The sequence below is a fragment of the Nonomuraea antri genome (genome assembly GCF_013283785.1).
GTDB classification, from domain to species: Bacteria; Actinomycetota; Actinomycetes; order Streptosporangiales; family Streptosporangiaceae; genus Nonomuraea; species Nonomuraea antri.
Map to the genome: position 1 here is coordinate 1 of NZ_JABCPZ010000066.1, position 19,688 is coordinate 19,688.

The window sequence follows — 19,688 nt, forward strand, 5'->3', positions numbered from 1 at the left end:
GGTGGAGAGTGAAGGCGGGGCCGGGGTGGTTGCGCCAGTAGCGATCCCAGGTGGTCACGTGGTCGTGCAGCCTCTGCACGAGTCGGGCGCGATCAGGGCCGTGACCGTAGACGCCGAATTCCCTCCAGCACTGCTCGTCGTCCCCAAGGAGTTCACGGAAGGTGAGGTAGGCGAAGCTGCGAGGGGTGATGAGAGCGGGACAGTACCAGCGGAGGGCGGGCTCGACGAGGCGGCCTTCCTCGCGGGTCTCGTCTCTCCAGATCGTGCCGAAGGCGTCGTCGGCCGTGGCGCCCCACAGGTTCAGCGAGTCGAACGGCTGCGCCCAGTCGAAAGTGACACCGGTCCACAGCTCGCTCCGCTCACCCCGCAGCGCACTCTCAAGCGCGGCGACGTCAAGCGGAGGCCCGCTTTCCAGTGTCAGCTTCACCGCTCCACCCGCCAGAGCCACCACCTGATCCGGCAGCGCGCCTTGTCCCTGGCAGGCGACGAACCCGCACACAGCTGGATCCAGTCCATCGAAATGATCGCCATCGCGGATGAAGGTGAGCGACCTGCTGACCGTGGAGAACCTCAGAGGCACCACCATGCGGCCGGCCGGGGCGAGCAGATGTCCCCAGGGAACGTCGTAGACGCCGGCGGTGACGATGATGGCGTCGAAGCCGCCCTCGGGGGTGTGCTGCTCGACGGTGTGCTCGGCGTCGCCGAGGACGACCTTCACCTGGGGGAAGCCGGTTTCGGTCAGAAAGCGGGTCGCCCGTTCGACCACCCATGGGTCGATGTCGAAGGAGACGACCAGTCCCTCGGGCCCGACGATTTCGGCGATCAGCGCCGCGTTGTAGCCACCGCTTCCGATCTCTGCGACTTTCGCCCCGCGAAAGAGCCGGGCGGCTTGCAGCATCTCGGCCTGGAGCCAGGGCGCGCTGATCGAGCTGGTCGATGTGCCTGCGGCGTCGCGCTTGGTGGTGACGGTGTCTCTGGCGGAGTAGGCCGCGGCCAAGGGCGCTTCGGGCGCGAACCGGTGGCGCGGGACCTTGGCGAAGGCCGCTTCCACCTGAGGCGATCGGACCGAACCTCGCTCGATCAAAGTGGCGACCATCTCGGCCCGCAGGCGATCCGGAGATTGCGGGGAGACGGCGTCTGTGGTCATCGAAATAACGATACTTTCGCTCGTCGACGGAGTCAGGCGACTGGGACCACAGTGGGCGGTCATAGCCGCCTGCGGGACTGTTCCTGGCCGTCTCTTGCAGCTCGCGCATATTGAGCGCGGGGCACGTCCCAGTTGGACGTGGCGCTGGTCCAGATGGTCGGGATAGTCGATAGTTGCCCTGAAACTCTCGCTCTCGACAGAGTGACCGGCCTGACCGGGGAGAAGCTTGCGGCCGCAGTCGACGCGGTCCGCGGGCGCGCTCTGGCGGTCGCTACCGGCCTGGCCGCGCTGGCCACGGTCTATTACAGCTACTTCTCGACACGTTTCTTGGACGCTCTGGCGGCGGCAATCATGAGATCGAAGAGACCTTAGTGGGTTTGCCGAGAAAAGTTCGATTCTCCGACACCTCAGACCGTTCGTCAGTCCCACCAGAATTCCCACGAATTGAGTCCGACAAGACGCTCCGCGTAGGCGGCAAGCGTGGAGGGGTGACTGTTCTGCCAGATGTTGTCCGGGCAGAAGGCGAAGTGCTCGGCTGCGACGTGGAACGCCTCCTGCAGCGTCGAAGGCGGGGCGGCGATGCTCAGATACAGGGTGGCGTAGCCGACGCCGACGACCACGGCGCCGAATCGGTCCTCCCAACTGCGCACGACGGCGGCGATCTCACCGGTGTCGTTGGTGTAGTTCACCGGGCCCGTCCATCCAACGGCGGCCAGGGCATCCGCTCCCCGGCCCGCTAACGACTTGCCCGGCGCCAATCCGGGCCAGAGCTGACCGTAGGGTGCGGTCACGGCGATTCGCTCGGTCTCCGGCAACCAATCGGTGTCCGTATCGACCTTGGTGCATCCTGCCCACCAAGTCTCCAGGAGAGCAGCGTGGTCGTGGAGATCCGGAGAAGTGATCATCTCTGGCAAGAGTTCTCCGGAAGATCGGCCGAGGCCGAATCCACCGTCATCCATAGGCCCGGATGGCCTTCGCCCTCGTCCGTGTCGACGAGGCGGCCGGGTGGCAGCAGGCCGCACAGTTCCACGATGCTGTCCACGCGACCGGTCAGTGCTGCCAGTTCCGACAGAAGCCGCTGTTGCGAGCACATCCCAGCACGATAGGACATGATCGCTACAGGCGGCTGAGGGTCAGAACGCCCCCGGCTTCCGAACGCCATGCAGCCGCGAAGACATCGCGTCATTTACCGTCGAGAAGCACATACCGGGGCGTGGCCGACCGGGCTCACCGGGGCATCGCGGACGATCAGGACCGTGTCACCGCAGATAGTGCGTCACTATCTGCGATAGAACTCGTAATCGTCTCTGGCTCCGATCCGATTTCTGCACTCAGACTCCTCGCAGGCCAACTCGATCACATCGATCGCCAAGCTGCTGGGTCTCACCTGGGGCGCCGGGCAACCACATCCTGACCTGCGTCAGCTAGCCGAGCGCTGCGAGGTTGCCGCGCACCGCGATCGTCAGCGGATGATCCGGGCCCAATACCCGCTCGCAGTCGGCCAGCGTCGCCTCCAGCAGCGGGATCGCCCGGCCCAGGTCCCCCGCCGAGTAGTGTGCGGTGGCGAGGTTGTTGCGGGAGGTCAGGGTGTCAAGGTGGTCGCCGCCCAGCACCCGCTCCCGATCAGCCAGCGTCGCCTCGTACAGCGAGATGGCCCGGTCCAGATCCCCCGCCGCCTGGTAGGCGTAGGCGAGGTTGTTGCGGGAGGCCAAGGTTTCGGGGTGGTCGCCGCCCAGCACCCGCTCGAATTCAGCGAGCGTCTGCTCGTACAGCGGGATCGCCCGCCCCAGATCCCCCACTTCCCGGTAGGCGTAGGCGAGGTCGTTGCGGGAGGTCAGGGTGTCAAGGTGGTCGCCGCCCAGCACCCGCTCCCGATCAGCCAGCGTCGCCTCGTACAGCGGGATGGCCCGGCGCAGGTCCCTCGCCGAGTAGTAGGCGGTGGCGAGGTTGTAGCGGGAGGTCAGGGTGTCGGGGTGGTCGCCGCCCAGCACCCGCTCACTGTCGCCCAGCGTCGCCTCATAGAGCGGGATGGCCCGGCCCAGATCCCCCGCCGCCTTGCAGGCAATGGCGAGGTTGTTACGTGAGGTCATGGTGTAGGGGTGGTCGCCGCCCAGCACCCGCTCACAGTCGGCCAGCGTCACCTCATGAAGCGTAATCGCCCGGCCCACATCCCCCGCCTCCTGGTAGGCGTAGGCGAGGTCGTAGCGGGAGGACAAGGTGTGGGGGTGGACGACGGCCAGCACCCGCTCACAGTCGGCCAGCGTCGCCTCGAACAGCGGGATCGCCCGGCCCAGGTCCCCCGTCGTCTGGTAGGCGGTGGCGAGGTTGCCGCGTGAGGTCATGGTGTTTGGGTGGTCGACGCCCAGCAGTCGCTCGTAGGCGATGTTCGCGCGCTGGAAATAGTCGATCGCGCGGGTGACGGCTCCCTGATCTTCGAGGAAGAGGCCGGTCTCGTTGAGCAGATAGGCGCTGACTGGGGTATCGGTGCCGGTGTCTGTGTGGTCGGCCAGGGCGGAGATGTGGGGCAGCAACGTTCGCCAGGTCGGCCGGCCTTCGGGGTGATCGGGCCGGCCGGGGATGGCGTTGTTGAGCAGGGTGGTGGCCTGGTCGCGGGCGGCGTCGATGTCGGCCGGCCGACGGTGCGGGTCTGCGGGGTCGGGGGTGCGGGCGACGGCTTGCACCAGGTGGTGCACCGTGACCGTCTCGGCGTCGAGGGTGATCATGTTGTAGGCGGCCAGTTCCCCCAGCGCATGGGGCACATCCGCGGGCCTCGCGTCCTCGCCTTCCAAGACCTGCAGGTCGTCCAGCAGGGTGCGGGGAATCGGCTCGGCGCCGTACCAGGCCAGGATGCGCAGCAGCGGCCCGGCCATCGGGACCTCGGCCAGCCGGTCGAGGGTGAGCCGCCAGATGCGGGCGATGGTGCGCTCGCCGTCGGCGCCGCGGGCGGTCCGGTCGTACATCACCGCGGGCCGGCGTCGCAGAAGGTCCAGGTAGGCGCGCGCCGACAGCCGGCTCTGGTGCAGGTAGGCGCCGGCCTGCTCGATCGCCAGCGGCAGGCGACCCAGCTCCGCCACGAGCTCGGCCGCGCCGTCCAGGCTCTCGTGTCCGCTGGGGCCAGGATCAGGACGATCATGGGTGGCGATCCGCATCAGTAGCTCGATCGCCTCCTGTTCGCCGAGCACGTCCAGGCGCAGCACCCGCGCGCCGGCCCGGTGCCGGCCCTCGCCCAGCCGGCTGGTCATCAGCACCTGCCCGGCCGGCGTGCGGTCCAGTAGTGGTGCCACGTCGGCCGGATCGACGACGTCGTCGAGCACCAGCAGCCAGTTCTCATGAGCGGCCAGCCAGGCCGTGGCCCGCTGCGCGAGCGCCTTCAACGGCAGCGCCGTGGCCAGCTCCGGCTGCAACGCCACCGCTAATCCGGCCAGGCCCGCCTCCACCGCCGCGGGGCTGTCCGCGGTGATCCACCACACCGGATTCGGCCCGCCGCCAGCACTTCGAACGGCCTGCGCTTGGGCGTAGCGGGCGGCCAGCGTGGACTTGCCGACCCCGCCCAGCCCGTGCACCGCGGCCACCACCACGTCCCTGCCGCCGCGCAATGCAGCTTCCAGAGCGGCGAGTTCCGTGTCGCGTCCGACGAACACGCCGGTGTGGCGGGGCAGGTTCATCAGCCGGGGCGGCGCGGCCACCTCGCTGACCGGTCGTATGGCGCTGTCCGGCAGCGCGTACCGGGTGACGCCCGCTTGGTCGGCGGCTCGCGCGTGCCGGCGCACGTGGTACGCACGGTCGATGGTCGAGGCGATGCCCGCAGTGCCGTCCTCGACCGTGATCGACGATGACCCGGCAGATTTCTGCCTGGGGCTGTGTGGCCGTTCGCGCTCAGGACCCTGATCGCGGGAGTTGGCGACCAGCGCGTACCCGGCCACGGCCAGCCCGGCCAGGCCGACGAACAAGCCGATCGCGCTGGTCAGTTTGTCGGCCTCATCCAGGCCGACCTGGGCCAGGTAGACGGTCAACCCGGTGAGGGCCGTCATCGCCACCACGCTTCCCGCCCATAGCGGCATGCGTCTGCGCATACCGGTCATCATGAAACCTCACCCAAGATCATGCGAGGTTTCTGCGCCGTTGCAGCCTGAAGGCGTTGTTCATCCCGATGGAAACCAGATCCCCCGACCCGCAGCCCGTCCGCAAACGCGCTTTTGGGACGAGCTCTCACCAGCGCCAACCCGCCGTTGCGCTGGACGCACCCGATCGCGAGCCGTGGGCGAAGGCGCCGGCCCCGTGCCGGTCATGGGGCCGGCATGGGTTGTCTCCGTAGCGGGCGTTCGGGTTCGGCCGGTTCTTGGCACCAGGGACGGTGCGCATCGCGACCGCGGCACGTACGGGACGGGCCAGTTCCTCATGGCCTGCGGCGGGCAGCCACACCAGGGCCGCATACAGGTGCTCGGCGTCGCAACGGCTGCCGCTGTCGTCGGCCACTTCATCGCCGCGGATGAGCTCGCACGCCGAGGTGGCCACGGGCGACGGGGCGGAGCCGCTGGTCGTCATCGCGCGTGCGCTGCTCGGTCTCCGTGCGCAGGCACTCGACAGCATCCAGCAGTTCCATCAGGTACCAGGTCAGATCCTGATCTTTGCGGCTGTGGAAGGCGTCGGCTCTCCGAATATCGGGGTCGGCCGGGCCCGACGACGCCGGGCGTGGCCAGCCGCCGCTCGGTCAGCGTCAGCACTGGCGTGCCGAGCAGCTGATGCCTGCCTTGGTCGTCCGGCCCGCTGACCTGCTCGCCCGGCCCGGCGACCTGGCCGGACTCGTTGGCGAGCGTGCGCTCGCGCTGGGCCACGAGGGCCCGGGTGTGGGGATCGGCGGGGTCGAAGCCGGGCGTCGCCGATGAACGCCGGGGCGCCGGGGCGCCGGGTTCGACGATGGCGGCCGCAGCCGTCCCACACCCGTGATTCCCAGGTCAGTAGACCTCATATGCCGGCAGGCGGCTCGTCATTGCCGATCACTCGTATCCGGAGAGAGCCGCCCGGTTCTCGTGCTTCCGAACCTGGAACCAGCCGTCGAAGCCGACGATGAACCAGTCGCCCTACGTGGCGTCCTCACGCCGAGCGCTCGAGCCTCGGGAGCCAGCCCCGAAACCGTCGGGGAAATGCCGGCCGTGTCCGGTGGCGCCGTCACGAGGTTCGCCATCCGCCACACTGGTGGCCCTGCCCCGGCTCCGAGATCATCACCCCATGAGTCTGACCCGTGCTCTCGGCACGCTCCCCGCGCAGAAGTCGTTGTCCTCGCTAGTCCTGTGCGCGCTGACCGGCCTCGCGCTGAACGCCTTCACCGGCCCTTTCACCTGGATGGCCGCGGGGCTGGGCGTCGTGCTGGTCGTGGTCTCGTTCGTGCTGGCTTTCGCGCTCGGGTTCATCTTCAAGAGCGCCGTGCCGCAAATGGAGGTCATGGTGCAGGCGGCCCTGCTCAAGGAGCTCGTACGAGCGTCGGTGCTCTACAAGTCACAGGCGGGCGCCGCCGAAGCGGCCTGGATCGGCTTATCGGCGGCAGTCGCGATCTCGGTGACCAGCCTGCTCGTCCTGATCAACGCCGTGGTGAAGACGGGCGAAGTGCTCGACGACTGGTGGTCCAGGTCCGCCTGGCACCCGCTGAGCCTGATCCGCAGCGGGGGCACGATCGCCGCGGAGATCGGCTTCTGCCTCCTGCTCGCCTGGAACGGCTGGCTGATCATCGCCACGGGACTCGCGGTGATGATCACCATATGGATCTACTCGGACGAGACGCGGGCCAGGTACAACACGGCCGCGGGCTACCTGGCGTTCGCGGCAGGAGCGGCGCTCTGGATGGTGGCCGGGTGAGCGTGTGCCCATCCGGGTGAGCGCGTACCCGGTCAGGTGAGCGCGTACGGCTCGGCGGAGCCGTACTCGGGGCATGACGAGCATCCGCCCGGCATGTCCCGTTAGGGGCTGTTCGAGGTTCGGATCTTGATGAGGGCCGCTGACGGGCTGTCCATCGCTGGTACAACTCGGATGTGGCACTGCGGGTGCCGAATATTCATCCGTGCATGTCATGGAGGTGGTGCGTTCTCTTGCGCTCCCGTAGCGCGCACTCCACGACATGATGCTGCAGCGGCAGGTGACCAAGCCCGCGCTCACGTCGGCTGAAGCGCGCCTCGCGGACATGCCCGGTCCCGGCTAGAGCTGCGGTAGCCGGTCGGCAGGCGAGAGAGCCCGCCGCTCGTGGAGCCAGAAGAGATAGACCTGGAGGTGTGCCGCCAGCTCTCCGTCGAGGTACGCCATGTAGTCGTCAACGGCCTGGGCCGTACCCTGCCCGGACCTCTCGTCATCGGCCTCCCACGCGGATCGCCGAGCCACCAGATATTCTCTGATCCGAGCCCGGTCGCGCCACCATTCCCGAACCGCCGCCGGAGTCCAGTGGACATCGCCGTCACAGCCGTAGCCGGAGAACACCTCGGCCTGTGCGGCGTCGACCAGTTGCCGCAGTTCCTCCGTCGTGCGCGGCTGCCGGTAAACGTACTCGGTGAAGTATTCGCCCTCATAGAGCACGAGCGCCGGGGCGTGGATCCGGCCGGTGCCGCAGTTGTCCGTGGCGGCGCCGTAGAACGGGCCGGGCACGTTGAGCCACTGGCGATCCGCCCACCGTCCCTGGAACGCCGCTCGCGCCTCGCCGAGCAGAGGCACCGGATCGAAGTAGAGGTCCACGGCGGAAGGGTAGCCGAGTCGCTGAAGGATTCACCGGGTAGGCCCCCGTGCCGGGGCAGGAGCTGGGTTCCGCGGCCGTTGACGAGCATTGTGCCTGCCGATAGTCATATCCGCCCAGGTCATGGCCGTCTGGAGGCTTCGCGTCGCGGCGCGAGTTCCAGCTACCGGGGAAGGGCAAACACATACGACATGATGATTGGCCGTGCTCCTTTCTCTGGCCGCTCTCACCGTCACGAACACGTTCGCAGCGCTGCGGCTGCGGCCTTGGGCGATCGAGACAAGGACATCGAGATCCTCGCCCTACGCCACCAGATCACCGCCCTCGAACGCCGACTCGGCGCCGACACCGAACTCGGATTCGTTTTCGAGGTCCGGGCCTTTCTCGCCGTTCTCCTGACCTCGCTGCCCCGCGAGGTCCTACGTCGGCTACAGATGCTCATTCAACTGGACATCGTCCTGCGCCGGCATCGTGATCTGATGAAACGGCGTCATCCCCGTACCTGCCGGCCGAAGCGGCCTGGCGCGCCCACCCACCGTCCAGTCCATCCGAGAGGCGGGTCCACGGTGAGTTCACCACCCTCGCTATCAAGATCACCCTGTCCACAGTGTGGGAGAACCTCAAGCAGGCGGCGCATGATCCGGCACCTGAGCGGGCGTCCACCACATGGGCCGACCTCCTGCGCTCACAATCCGATCCTCACCTGATCCTCACCAGCGGGCAACAAATCAGCGCCGGCTCGCCGCCCAGGAGCAACTAGCAGGACGGCAACCACCAGGAGAGCAACTCCTCCGCCGTCCCCGCCCGGCCAGGCTCTGATCGGCCGTATGCACACCGGTGACGAGAAACGACGTCACCAGCTACCGACACGCGACGATCACCGGCTAATTGGCCACAACGGGCCATCCGGTGGTGGCTCCTACAATGCGTGGCATGATCAGCCGCATTGCGCTCAACCGCGCCACCCTCGCCCGCCAGCTGCTGTTGCGCAGGCACTCGTTGACGGCGCTGGAGGCGGTCGAGCACCTGGTCGGGTTACAGGCGCAGGCGCCGTTCCCGCCGTACTTCGGGCTGTGGTGCCGTCTGTCGGGCTTCCGGCCGCAGGAACTGGCCGAGCTGCTGACCGGGCGGCAGGTGGTGCGGATCGTGCTCATGCGCGGCACCGTCCACCTTGTCAGCGCCGCCGACTGCCTGTGGTTGCGTCCGCTGACGCAGCCGATGCTCACCCGCTCCTTCCAGCACGCCTTCGGCGCCCGCATCGCGGGGGCCGACCAGGACGCGGTGGTCAAGGCGGGGCTGGAACTGCTGCGCGAGGGGCCGATGACGGCGGCGGCGCTCGGTACGGCGCTGGCCGGCGCCTTTCCCGGCACGGCCGCGGCCGACCTGTCGCAGATCCTGCGCAGCCTGGCCGCGCTGGTGCAGGTGCCGCCGCGGGCGGTGTGGGGGAAGTCGGGCCAGGCCGCCTATGCCACGGCCGAGGCATGGCTGGGGAGGGAACCGCACGCCGAACCCTCTCCCGAGGAGCTCGTCCTGCGCTACCTGCGAGCCTTCGGCCCCGCCACGGTGGCCGACGTGCAGGCCTGGTCGGGACTGACCGGTCTGCGCGAGGTGGTGGAGCGGCTGCGGCCCCGGCTGGTGATGCTGAGCGACACGATGTTCGACCTGCCGGACGCTCCCCGCCCCGACCAGGACGTCCCCGCCCCCGTACGCCTCCTGGCGCCCTTCGACAACCTGCTGCTCAGCCACGCCGACCGCACCCGCGTCATCGCCGACGAGCACCGCAGGCGCGTCATCACCGTCAACGGGCAGGTGCACGGCACCGTCCTGATCGACGGCTTCGTGCAGGGCATATGGAAGCGCGACAAGACGACGGTGACCGTCGAACCGTTCGCGCCGTTCACCGACGACCAGGCCGAACAGGTGCACGCGGAGGCGGCGGCGCTGCTGGAGTTCGCCGAGCCGGGCAAGGCGCACCGGATCGAGGGACTGTAACGCTGTCATCGCGCACCCGGACTGTCTGGAACGCGACTCGGGTCCGCTTCAGTGGTGACGGAACGTGAGGGCTCGTCTCGGTCCACGATCCCCTCTCGCCGTGCTGTGGGAGTGGACGGACCTGGTTACGTCGTCATCCGCGACGACAGGTCTGGCGACAAGAGCAGCACCCGCCGCCGCCCGTTTCTGCCGTATTCCGGTGGCACCTGTAGAGGGCACCAGCGCGTCTCCTTCAGCAGCCTGCTCAGTGCCGTGTCGGCCAGTTGTCCGGGCGGACGATGCCGGTTTCGTACGCGTACCGCACCAGCTGAGCGCGATCCCGCAAGGCGAGTTTGGCCAGCAGGCGGTTGAGGTGGGTGCTGACGGTCGACTCGGCGATCGACAGCGCGCCGGCGATCTCGGAGTTGGACAGCCCGCCGGCGACCAGGCGAAGCACCTGCTCCTCTCGGGCGGTCAGAGGCGAAGGCGGGGGACGGCGGGCGTCCGTCGCCGGGCCGCTGGCCGCGGGCATGGTGCGGCGGTAGGCGTCCACGACGCGTCCGGTCACCGCGGGGTCGAGCAGGACGTCCCCGCGGGCGGCGCTGCGGACGGCGGCGAACAACTGCTCCGGCGGCGAGCCCTTGAGCAGGAAACCGCTGACGCCGGCATGCAGGGCGCGGTCGAGGTTGATGTCGGTGTCGTACATGGTCAGCATGATCACCCGTGGTGGGGCGGGCGCGGACAGGATGCGGCGGGCCGCCTCCAGACCGTCCAGCCGGGGCATGTCGATGTCGAGCAGCACGACGTCGGGGCGCAGGGTGCGGGCCAGCTCCACGGCCTGGCCGCCGTCGCGCGCCTCGCCGAGCACGGCCAGGTCCGGCTGCGTCTCGATGATCAGCCGCAGTCCCGCTCTGATCATCGCCTGGTCGTCGGCGAGCACGACGCCGATCTCGTGCCCGTGCTCGGGGTGGGTGCTGGTCATCGGGGCAGCACCGCCTGCACGCGGAAGCCGCCGGAGTGGTCGGGTTCCGCGGTGAGCGTGCCGCCGAACAGCGCGGCCCGCTCACGCATGCCGATCAAGCCGTGTCCGGCCTCGCTCGTCCGGCTCGGCCTGGCCCGCCGCTCCGCCGGTCCGTGGTCGATGATCTCCAGACGGAGCTCGCCCGGCCGGTAGGCGACGGTAACGGCGGCGCGCGTGGGGCCGGCGTGTTTGAGCGCGTTGGTCAGCGACTCCTGGACGATCCGGTACGCCGACAGGTCGAGTGCCGCGGGCAACGGCGCTGGCTCGCCCCGCACGTCCAGGGTCACCTCCAGTCCCGCGGAGCGGATCTGGTCCAGCAGGTCGGGCAGCCGGTCGAGGCCGACGCCCGGCGGGGCCGGATCGTCCTGGGACGTGCGCAGCAGGCCGACCATGCGGCGCAACTCGATCAGCGCCTCCCTGCCGGTCTCCTCGACCGTCACCAGCATCTGCCGTTCGCTCTCGTGGTCGTCGCGCAGCCGCAGCCGTACGCCGCTGCTGTGCATGGTCATCACGCTGACGCTGTGGGCGATGATGTCGTGCAGCTCGCGGGCGATCCTGCCGCGCTCCGCCGCGACCGCTTCGCGGGCCAGCAGTCTCCCACGTTCGGCGGCCAGCACGGCGAGCTCGCGGTGGCGGTGTACGGCCAGGCCGGACCCGGCCGCCAGCGAGGTCATCACCAGGGCGACGGCCACGTCACCCCATCCGGGTGAGGACGAGCCGAGGGTGGCCATGACGACGACGTACCCGAGGGTCGCGGCCAGGCCGGTGACGGCCTTCGCGCTGCGCGGGGGCAGCTCTGACAGGAGTGTGAACAGCAGCAGGAGCTGCGTGTAGAACTGCCAGGCCGTGGCGGGTCCGCCGGTCAGGGCGAGGGATGCGGAGTTGACGGCCGAACAGGCCATCAGGATCGCGAACGGGAACCTCCGCCGCAGCAGCACTCCGATGGCCACCGCCACCACCACCGCGGCCGCCGCCCACGGGGAGAAGGATTCGCGCGAGAGCGCCAGCGATCGCTGCGTGACCTCCTCCGCGATCACGAACAGGCTCACGACGGCGGTGACGAGCCAGTCGATCGCAGTGAGGCGGTGAGGGGAACGCATGCAGGGAGAGTAGTGGCCGACGGGAAATGGAGTGTTCCCAGGTGAATATCCACCGGGAGGAGGATGGCGGGTCAAAGGCTGCTTTGACGACGAAAGCGGTGGGTGATCCGTAGGGTCCTCCGCGTGATCGCCAACGCCGACTCCTTCCGCCGCGTCGCGGCCGGCGCGAGCCTCGTCCTCGCGCCCCTCTGCCTGCTCGCCGGCATGATCGCCGACCCCAAGGAGCCAGGCGTCGACGACCCCCTGGTCTACGCCCACAACCCCGGGGCGGCGGGACTCAGCGCGACGCTCCTGCACTACGCGTGGGTCCTGTTCGTGCCCGGCGTGATCGGGATGGTCCACCTCGTCCGTCGCAAGGGCGTGGTGCTGGCCAACCTCGCGGGCGCGGTGGCGGTCATCGGCCTGATCAACTTCTCCGCCATGATGGTCGCCGACTTCTTCGACATCGCCCTCTACCGGGACTTGTCCGAGTGGCAGGCGGCCAAGATCATGGCGGGCTCGGCGCATCCCGCTCTCATCGCCGGCTGGCAGTTGCCGGGCATGATCGGGTCGACCGCGGGCCTGGTGCTCGTCGCAGTCGCCTACGCCTGGGCGGGGCGGGCGCGATGGTGGTTCCCCGCGGCCGTGCTGGTGGGCCTGGTCGTGTGGATCGCCGGCACGCGGAGCTGGACCCCCGTCCTGGCGTTCGGCGGCCCGGCCATCCTGCTGGCGGCCTTCGGCCACGTCGGCTTCTCGATCATCCGCATGCCGGACGGGAAGTGGTGGCCCCGCGAGCACGCGGCGAGCTGAACATTCTTCGGCGACCCCGGGAATCCTGCGCCGACGTCGGCGAAGGCCACTACACAACCCCGCGGCGCACGGTCGTGTGCCCATTTGACGAAAGGATCGCGATGAAAGCGACAGCGTTGCTGCTGAGCATGGTCGTGCTCGGCGGGCTGCTGGCCGCCGCTCCCCCACATGCCGCCGCCGCTCCCGCACATGCCGCCGTCCCATCCGCCGCGCCCGTCAAGACGGCGGTGGCGAAGGTGAAGGCGTCCCCCGCCGCGCAGTCGGGCGCGTGTCCGACCACGGTCGGGTTCTCCGCAGTGGTGGCGGCCAAGGGCAAGGGCACCGTGCGCTACCGGTGGGTGCGCGGCGACGGCACCAAGAGCGTGGTCAAGAGCTTCCGGGTGAACGGCGCCCGCAAGGTGACCGTACGCGACCGGCAGACCTTCGACCGCGAGGTCACCGGCTGGCAGGCGGTCGAGATCATCGGCAGGAAGGGACTGTCGGGCAAGGCCCGGTTCAGCGTCTCGTGCGACGGCCCGCCGCAGGTGTGGGACGCCTCCCACCCGCTGCCCGCCGACGACACGCTCCGCTCGGCCGCCGACGTGGACGTCAGCCCGGCCACCCACACCGGCGTCTGCCCTACCACGGTGACCTTCACCGCGACCGTCCAGGTCTCACGCGTCCCGGCCACCGTCCGCTACCAGTGGATCGACAGCCTGACCGGCGAAGACCGGCCCGAGACCCTGCACTTCCCGGCCGGCGGGCCGCGCCTGCGCGAGGTCAGCCTGCCGCTGACCGTCGGCGGTTCGGCGAGCGGCTGGAAGGCGATCCGCATCCTGAGCCCCGGAGGGCGCGACTCCGGCCGCGCCGCCTACACGGTGACCTGCCGGCCCGGCCCGACCCCGACGCCGACCATCACCGTGACCATGACGCCCACGCCGACGCCGACGACCACGCGGCCCCCGGCCGTCCCGGGACGGCAGATCGTCCTGGTCTCCCCTGGCGACTACATCGGCTCGTGCGTCGAACCGGTCCCCTACCATGCCACCGGCAGCATCACCCTGCCCGCCGGCGCCGCGCAGACGGTCACCGCCTGGTGGATCATCGACGGCGTCGCCGGTCCGAAGCTGGACATCCCCTTCCCCGCCTCCACTCAGGCCCGCGCCTACCTCATGAACAGCCGCTGGAGCCTGGGCAAGGACGCGGCGGGCACGCACCAGGTCGGCCTCATGGTGCAGGGCGGCCCCGTCCAGCCCGACACGCGTTCCTACACCTTCACCTGCGACGACGGCCCCAACGACGCCACGCTGACCTTCCGCTACGCCCGCGTGCCCCACCACACCGGCGACTGCGACGCCCCCTTCGCCTTGAACGCCGCGGCCCTGTTCATGACCGACCGCGAGACCCAGGTCAAATACCGGCTGGTCGCCGACGGCAAGCCCGGCCCGGTCAGGACCAAGACCCTCAAACCGAACCTCCGCAACGAGCTCGACGACCTCTGGAACGTGCCGCGGCAAACCGGCAGCGGAAGCGGAACGGTCCGCATCGAAGTGCTCAACCACAACAAGCCGTATGTCCAGTACCCCTACACCTGGACCTGCGTGCCGAAGGAGCCCGACCCGGGCACGGTCCGCATCGGCAGCGTCGTGAGTGAGAGCTACCACGGCGACTGCAGCCTGAGGCCGAGCACGCAGGCGTCGGCGCGACTGCACGCCGCACCGGGCACCGCGATCTCCTTCCGATGGCTCGTCGACGGCCGCGCCATTCATATCCTCACCCAGACCACAGGACCGGACGGCTTCACCGACACCACGTCCTCCAACTGGGCGGCCAACCCCAGCGGCGGCACACTCGCCATCGAAGTGGTCAACCACAACAAGCCGGTCAAGCAGGTCGCCTACCAGGTGCAGTGCACCTGACCCCAACCGGGGCCACCGGGCCTGCCCCTCAGGGAAGAACAACCACGATCAGCACCGCGCGCAGGCTCGCCGCCGGCGCACTCGTCTTGGCCCGTGAGGAGGATAAGAACGGAGGTCAGCGGTGGCGAGCCGTGTTCGGCATCGGTCTGGTGACGAGCCGTCAGCCCCGCTGATCGAGCAGCAGGCCGGCCGGCGCGGTTCACTCCATGAGTGCGAGACTCCGTGGGTGCGAGCGCGGGCCGGGATGGAGGCGCCCTGCTCGCGGAACGCCGTCCACACCTCGTCGGTGAGTTCGTTTCACAGGTCGCGCTGGGACTGGCCGACCGAGGTGACGACATCGATGATCAGCGCGGTGGTCGAGTCATTTGCGGTGAGGCCGTAGAAGTTCGACAGGACGCGCAGGGCGACGCGACGGGCTCTGCACCGGTTGCGCACGTGGTGGATGTCGACCGTCTCCCGGTCCCGAATAGCAGCACCCGATCGGCGGGCGGAAGCCTTCGGTGTGCGACAAGAGGCCGGCCTCGGTGAGGATGTGGCGCTGACGCAGCAGCGACGCCTGGTGGTCAGCGTTGTCCCTGGCGTGGCGTTGTCAGATGTCGTGTTCGATGACCGCGCGCGGTGGCCGGATGCGTTCGGCGGCGAAGCTCTTCCGGTCGAGGTTGGTGTGGGGACATGACCGGCCGTGCGCGGTGAACGCCGCTCCCGTCTCGGCGCTCATGATCGGGAAGAACTTCTCGGCCTCCGGGGACTGTCCCGAGGTGACCCAGGCGTACGCGGGGCCGTCGCGCAGGGCGCGGTGGATCAGGCGGCGGCCGAGCCCTTGGCGTTGCGATTCCTGGTCGATGGAGATCTTGTTGATGCTGCCGCAGCGGCAGACGTCGCAAACCTGCCAGACGAGGCGGGCGATGTCGTAGTCGCCGGGATCGTAGACGTAGATTTCGCGCAGGCCGGCCGGAAGTGCGGGCGGGTGGTAGACGAAGCGCAGCGGGGCGTGTGGCGTGGTGATGCGAGTCCACCACCAGCGCAGGCGGGAGACCCGCTGAACGCGAACGGGGGTTCGGCCACGAGGCATACGATCACCGCCGGTGAGCGGCAGGGTCTTGACCGTGGTCACGGGGTTCGGGGCCTTTGGTGTCGCGGAGGATGAACGTGCTGTCCATGAGCGCGTTCATCACCGCGGCGATCTCGCCGAAAGGCCGCGAGTGTGCCTGCGGCAAGCTGCCGGTCGGGTAAGGCTTGGCGCGGATTCGGGGATCACCGGCAGGCTCCTGTATGACAGGGAAGGCATCGCCTTCGACCGTAGAGGCGCGAGGCGGAACCACCGGCCGGAATGAGGGAAGGACCTTGCATGCGACAGGGAATGGCTACTTCCTGGGTGTGTGGTCTCGCGACTTCCTTGACCGGGTGCGCTCTGGACATGCTTGACGCTTCGGGCGTGCCTTGCCAGCAACAAAGGTCTCAGGAGATGTTGGACGGTTTGCCTGGGTTGGAGTGGCGGGCGTGGACCTTCAGCTGGGTGATCGGAGTGGTGTTCTTGCGAGGCCGGACGGCGATCTCCTCCTCGCCGTGCAGGATGCGGAAGTAGGTGTCCTCGATCACCACGGTGACGATCTTTCCGGCATTGCCCTTGCCGAGCTTCATCCGCTGGTTGCCCACCATGATTCGGCCGTCCCGGCCCACCCGCCGTTGCACCCGGATGGACCCGGTCGGCAGCGGTGGGGGCGGCAGCGGGGTGGCAGCGGCCTGGGCGCCGCGCATCGAGGACAGCCGGTCTGCGGACACGGGACAGGGCCAGGTGGCCACCAGCGCGCCCTGGCTGACGGCGTGCATCAGGTGACCGTCCAGCCGGACGGTGAGGCGCTGCCCGGCATAGTCGCGACCGACCAGAAAGGCCCGGTCCGCGACCATGATGAAGCCATTCCGACGGACGTTGCGCTGCACTTCGACCGGCTGGCCGACGGGGACGACCTGATGGCCACCGGTCCTGGCGAGCGCGGGTGGTGCGGGCGGTGGCCCGGCCGGGCGGGCGCCGCGCATGGTCAGCTGGTGCAGATGATCGGCCGATAGGCGGGAGGCCAGAGTCTTGAGGTGATGGCCGTTGACCGACAGGTGGATGCTGCACTGGTCGGCCCAGACGGTGATGGTCCGGCCCGCCCAGACCGGTCCGATCCACACGCTCTGGCCGGTGGAGGCGAGGGTGGTTGCGCCGCTGGGCGGCACGACGATCTCGAACTCCACCGCGCCGGGGAGGGGCGTGGGCAGTGGGGACGGGCCGATGACGGCGAAGTCGTCGGCGAGCGGGTCGTCGGGTTCGAGTTCGTCGATGGGGTGGGCGTCGACGAGGGTGACCGGCATGTCGGACGGGCTGGAGCTGGGCCGGAAGCGTTCGCTGGGGGTGGCCATCTGCAGGGCTTGGTGCGGGCGCTGGTGGTTGTAGGCCTCGACCCAGCCGTCGATCGCTTCCTGGGCGATCTGTGGCGACTCGAACGGGCCGGCCTGGTCGAGGAACTCGCGCCGGAATGTCTTGTGCCAGCGCTCGATCTTTCCGGTGGTGGTAGGGGAGCGCGGTCTGGTCAGCCGGGCGGTGATGCCGTTGTGCCGGCACAGCCGCTCGAACATCACCTCCACCGGCAGAGGCTTGGTATAGCGGCCGGTGAACTGCTTGCCATTGTCGGTCAGCACCTCGGCGGGCACCCCGTAGCGGCGCATCGCCGCGGCGAACGCCTCACACACCGCCCGGCCGCTGGCCACGGGCAGCACCGTAGCGAGCACCACGAACCGGGAGTGATCGTCGATCCCGGTGACCACCTTGCAGGTGCGCCCGTTCGTCAGCGGCACGCCGTCGACCAGGTCCAGCTGCCACAACTGCATCGGCGCCGCGCGCTGCCACCGCTTCCAGACCCGCTTGCGTTCCTGGGTTTGGGCGGTCACCAGGCCGTTGCGCACCAGGATGCGATGGATCGTCGCCCGCGACGGCACCGGCTGGGCGCCGCGCCGCTCCATCTCGTATCGGATCCGCTTGGCGCCCCATCGCGGATGCTGCCGCCGCAGCTGGCAGGCCAGCGCCTCGAGGTCGGAGCCGGTGCGCGCCGGGCTGGTGCGCGGCCGCCGAGAGCGATCGAGCAGACCAGGCAGGCCCTCGGCCAGGAAGCGCTTGCGCCAGGTGTCCAGCGACTGCCGTGACGTGCCGTACCGGACGGCGACCTCGCCGATCGCCGATCCGTCGAGCACCTCACGCACCGCGCGGTAGCGGTACTCCTGTAACTCGCGTGGTTCCATGCCGCACCCCCACCGCAGGCATCATCACGCCTGGCAAGTGGGTGCGGACCGGCAGATTGCGCTAAGCGACGGAGATGTCACGGGGAGGGAAGTCAAGCATGTCCTGAGACGGCGGGACATCCCTGCAAGATCGTCGGTCAAGCAACTCCCGAGCTTCGCCCGTCAACGATGTCCTGAGGCCACACAACCATACTTCCCTGTCCCATCGGGCCACGGTGCGCGGCGGACGCTCAGTCGTCGGCTGCCCATCCTCCTGTCTTGTCGGCGGCAACCGGGCCCGGCGATCGAGCGGCTCCTTCCCGGGAGCGTTGCCGACTTCCCGCTCAACGAGGTCAGAGCGATGGTACGAGCGCTGCGATGGCGTCGAGGACGCGATCGAGTCCGTGCCCGAAGCGTTCCTCAGGGGCGAGGTGGGCGGTGCGGGAGTCGAGAACCGATCGGTTGAACAGGGGGAAGGCGCCGGATTCGACCACCTGGCGGACATAAGGCCCCATGTAGTCCCGCTTCCAGCGCTCGGGGTCCAGGCCGGTGCGGCGGGCCTCCTCCAGCCAGCCGATCTCGCGGCGGATCGCGCTGTGGACGTAGTCGTTCAGCATGCCGGCGAAGCCGGTGATGTCGTCGATGTCGAGCCCGGTCCCGTTGAAGGCGCTGAGTGCGAACTCGTGCACGCGCAGCAGGTGGGGGCCCAGCGTGGGCCGGCTGGTGAGCAGCGCGATCAGCCAGGGATGGCGTAGGCCGGCGGCGCGGGTCTGCCGGGCCAGCAGCGTCAGGTCGCCGCGCCACTCACCGGACGGGCCGTCGGGGAGCTCGATCTCGCTCATCGCCAGGTCGATCATGAGGTCGAACAGGTCGTCGCGCCGGGGTACGTAGCGGTAGAGCGACATGGCGCCGGTGCCCAGCTCGCCCGCGATCCGCCGCATGGTCGCGGCCTCCACTCCTTCGGCGTCGGCGATCCGGACGGCCGTTCGGGTGATCTGCGCACGGCTGTAGCCGGGGCGCCGTCCCGGGCCGGAGCGTTCGTGCGCCTCGGGCTGCATCCAGATGCTGGTGATGGGTTCCTCGTCGGCCATGCGCACCCCTTCCTCCCATTTGCGTACATGGTACCTGAATGAGCTATGGTCCATTTCACGTACGAAGTACGCGAAATGGAGGACGCATGGATCGATCCCGGCCCGATGCTGGGCATGATCACAGCCCCGTTGGACGGCATGATGCTCGACCCGGCGCTGCCGGTGATCGCGAAAAACCTCGGCGGGCTGGGAGTACTTCTCCTGGGTGGCGACCGGCTACCTGATCTGCATGGCCGCCACGACGCCGATCTGGGGCAAACTCGGCGACCTGTACGGCCGCAAGGTCGTCGTGCCGCCCCGGCACAGCGGCAGGCTCATAGGGCTGTTCGGGGTCATGATGCCGATCGCGTTCATCGCCGGGCCGCTGCTCGGCGGCCTGTTCGCCGACGTGGGCCGGCGGTGGGCGTTCTTCGTCAACCTGCCCGTCGGCGCGGCGGCCCTGCTGCTCATCGGCGCCGCCGTACGGCTGGAGCCGCGCCGGATCAGGGCGCGCATCGACTATCCGGGGGCGCTGCTGCTGACGGTGGTACTGGTCGCGCTCAGCCTGGTCGCCGGCTGGGGCGGCACCCGGTACGCCTGGGGATCCGCCCCGATCCTCGCCCTGATCCTCGTCGCGCTGGTGGCGCTGGCCGCCCTGCTGCCGGTGAAACGGCACGCGGCCGAGCCGGCCACCACCCCCTACACCGCATGAGACAGAA

17 protein-coding genes are annotated in these 19,688 nt (G+C 69.3%); 5 read left to right on the forward strand and 12 right to left on the reverse strand.

All coding sequences use genetic code 11. The features are described 5' to 3' along the window. The 5 genes from fxlM to HII36_RS22350 all read right to left on the reverse strand — a co-directional run. Window positions 1-1,147 (reverse strand): methyltransferase, FxLD system (gene fxlM / locus HII36_RS22330; RefSeq protein ID WP_173525177.1); only part of this gene is annotated, 1,147 nt, incomplete at its 3' end. A gap of 419 nt (window positions 1,148-1,566) precedes the next feature. Then, window positions 1,567-2,052 (reverse strand): DUF4253 domain-containing protein, encoded by a 486-nt coding sequence (locus HII36_RS22335; RefSeq protein ID WP_236003751.1) that lies wholly within the window; start codon window positions 2,050-2,052, stop codon window positions 1,567-1,569. Beyond that, a complete protein-coding gene (locus HII36_RS22340) occupies window positions 2,049-2,240 on the reverse strand; it encodes a hypothetical protein (RefSeq protein WP_173525176.1) in 192 nt (63 codons plus the stop codon). The genes HII36_RS22335 and HII36_RS22340 overlap by 4 nt, the downstream gene beginning before the upstream one ends. A gap of 331 nt (window positions 2,241-2,571) precedes the next feature. Further along, entirely contained in the window at window positions 2,572-5,220 is a 2,649-nt protein-coding gene (gene fxsT, locus HII36_RS22345; protein WP_217369821.1) for an FxSxx-COOH system tetratricopeptide repeat protein, read from the reverse strand. 136 nt (window positions 5,221-5,356) lie between these two features. Further along, window positions 5,357-5,692, reverse strand: a complete 336-nt coding sequence (locus tag HII36_RS22350) for a hypothetical protein (protein WP_173525179.1) — start codon at window positions 5,690-5,692, stop codon at window positions 5,357-5,359. Window positions 5,693-6,376: 684 nt separating this feature from the next. Between HII36_RS22350 and HII36_RS22355 the strand changes: the two genes are divergently transcribed. Continuing rightward, on the forward strand, window positions 6,377-7,000 hold the full coding sequence (locus HII36_RS22355) for a hypothetical protein (protein WP_173525180.1): 624 nt from the start codon (window positions 6,377-6,379) through the stop codon (window positions 6,998-7,000). Between the two features lie 336 nt (window positions 7,001-7,336). On the opposite strand, the gene HII36_RS22360 is transcribed toward HII36_RS22355, so the two are convergent. Continuing rightward, window positions 7,337-7,864 carry a ferredoxin gene (locus HII36_RS22360; protein WP_173525181.1) on the reverse strand — a complete coding sequence of 176 codons (528 nt, stop codon included), beginning with the start codon at window positions 7,862-7,864 and terminating at the stop codon, window positions 7,337-7,339. Window positions 7,865-8,795: 931 nt separating this feature from the next. Between HII36_RS22360 and HII36_RS22365 the strand changes: the two genes are divergently transcribed. Beyond that, complete coding sequence (locus HII36_RS22365) at window positions 8,796-9,854, forward strand: winged helix DNA-binding domain-containing protein (RefSeq protein WP_236003752.1); 1,059 nt, start codon at window positions 8,796-8,798, stop codon at window positions 9,852-9,854. 244 nt (window positions 9,855-10,098) lie between these two features. Here HII36_RS22365 and HII36_RS22370 read toward each other — a convergent pair whose 3' ends face one another. Together HII36_RS22370 and HII36_RS22375 are read right to left on the reverse strand one after the other, a co-directional pair. Beyond that, window positions 10,099-10,815 carry a response regulator gene (locus tag HII36_RS22370; protein WP_173525183.1) on the reverse strand — a complete coding sequence of 239 codons (717 nt, stop codon included), beginning with the start codon at window positions 10,813-10,815 and terminating at the stop codon, window positions 10,099-10,101. Further along, on the reverse strand, window positions 10,812-11,954 hold the full coding sequence (locus HII36_RS22375) for a sensor histidine kinase (protein ID WP_173525184.1): 1,143 nt from the start codon (window positions 11,952-11,954) through the stop codon (window positions 10,812-10,814). The genes HII36_RS22370 and HII36_RS22375 overlap by 4 nt, the downstream gene beginning before the upstream one ends. Window positions 11,955-12,077: 123 nt before the next feature. Here HII36_RS22375 and HII36_RS22380 point away from each other — a divergent pair, with 123 nt between their 5' ends. Further along, a complete protein-coding gene (locus tag HII36_RS22380; RefSeq protein WP_173525185.1) occupies window positions 12,078-12,743 on the forward strand; it encodes a hypothetical protein in 666 nt (221 codons plus the stop codon). Between the two features lie 101 nt (window positions 12,744-12,844). Beyond that, the gene (locus HII36_RS55820; RefSeq protein WP_217369822.1) at window positions 12,845-14,641 is read left to right on the forward strand and encodes a hypothetical protein; all 1,797 of its coding nucleotides are present in this window, start codon (window positions 12,845-12,847) and stop codon (window positions 14,639-14,641) included. Between the two features lie 297 nt (window positions 14,642-14,938). Here HII36_RS55820 and HII36_RS22400 read toward each other — a convergent pair whose 3' ends face one another. From HII36_RS22400 to HII36_RS22415, 4 genes are all read right to left on the reverse strand, one after another. Further along, window positions 14,939-15,076: a hypothetical protein gene (locus tag HII36_RS22400; RefSeq protein WP_173525189.1), complete on the reverse strand. Its 138-nt coding sequence runs from the start codon at window positions 15,074-15,076 to the stop codon at window positions 14,939-14,941. 154 nt (window positions 15,077-15,230) lie between these two features. Further along, window positions 15,231-15,713 (reverse strand): GNAT family protein, encoded by a 483-nt coding sequence (locus HII36_RS22405; RefSeq protein ID WP_173525190.1) that lies wholly within the window; start codon window positions 15,711-15,713, stop codon window positions 15,231-15,233. Between the two features lie 386 nt (window positions 15,714-16,099). Then, a complete protein-coding gene (locus tag HII36_RS22410) occupies window positions 16,100-17,920 on the reverse strand; it encodes an IS481 family transposase (RefSeq protein ID WP_173525191.1) in 1,821 nt (606 codons plus the stop codon). Between the two features lie 332 nt (window positions 17,921-18,252). Next, complete coding sequence (locus HII36_RS22415) at window positions 18,253-18,990, reverse strand: TetR/AcrR family transcriptional regulator (RefSeq protein WP_173525192.1); 738 nt, start codon at window positions 18,988-18,990, stop codon at window positions 18,253-18,255. Between the two features lie 205 nt (window positions 18,991-19,195). On the opposite strand from HII36_RS22415, the gene HII36_RS22420 reads away from it, so the two are divergent. Continuing rightward, window positions 19,196-19,681, forward strand: coding sequence for an MFS transporter (locus HII36_RS22420; protein WP_173525193.1), 486 nt, complete (start codon window positions 19,196-19,198; stop codon window positions 19,679-19,681). Window positions 19,682-19,688: the final 7 nt, after the last annotated feature.

Bases quoted from the DNA above. Each gene is read 5' to 3' on its own strand.
- HII36_RS22335 (WP_236003751.1), bottom strand. From the start codon at position 2,052: ATGATCACTTCTCCGGATCTCCACGACCACGCTGCTCTCCTGGAGACT.
- HII36_RS22340 (WP_173525176.1), bottom strand. From the start codon at position 2,240: ATGTGCTCGCAACAGCGGCTTCTGTCGGAACTGGCAGCACTGACCGGT.
- fxsT (WP_217369821.1), bottom strand. From the start codon at position 5,220: ATGCGCAGACGCATGCCGCTATGGGCGGGAAGCGTGGTGGCGATGACG.
- HII36_RS22350 (WP_173525179.1), bottom strand. From the start codon at position 5,692: ATGACGACCAGCGGCTCCGCCCCGTCGCCCGTGGCCACCTCGGCGTGC.
- HII36_RS22355 (WP_173525180.1), top strand. From the start codon at position 6,377: ATGAGTCTGACCCGTGCTCTCGGCACGCTCCCCGCGCAGAAGTCGTTG.
- HII36_RS22365 (WP_236003752.1), top strand. From the start codon at position 8,796: ATGATCAGCCGCATTGCGCTCAACCGCGCCACCCTCGCCCGCCAGCTG.
- HII36_RS22370 (WP_173525183.1), bottom strand. From the start codon at position 10,815: ATGACCAGCACCCACCCCGAGCACGGGCACGAGATCGGCGTCGTGCTC.
- HII36_RS22375 (WP_173525184.1), bottom strand. From the start codon at position 11,954: ATGCGTTCCCCTCACCGCCTCACTGCGATCGACTGGCTCGTCACCGCC.
- HII36_RS55820 (WP_217369822.1), top strand. From the start codon at position 12,845: ATGAAAGCGACAGCGTTGCTGCTGAGCATGGTCGTGCTCGGCGGGCTG.
- HII36_RS22405 (WP_173525190.1), bottom strand. From the start codon at position 15,713: ATGCCTCGTGGCCGAACCCCCGTTCGCGTTCAGCGGGTCTCCCGCCTG.
- HII36_RS22410 (WP_173525191.1), bottom strand. From the start codon at position 17,920: ATGGAACCACGCGAGTTACAGGAGTACCGCTACCGCGCGGTGCGTGAG.
- HII36_RS22415 (WP_173525192.1), bottom strand. From the start codon at position 18,990: ATGGCCGACGAGGAACCCATCACCAGCATCTGGATGCAGCCCGAGGCG.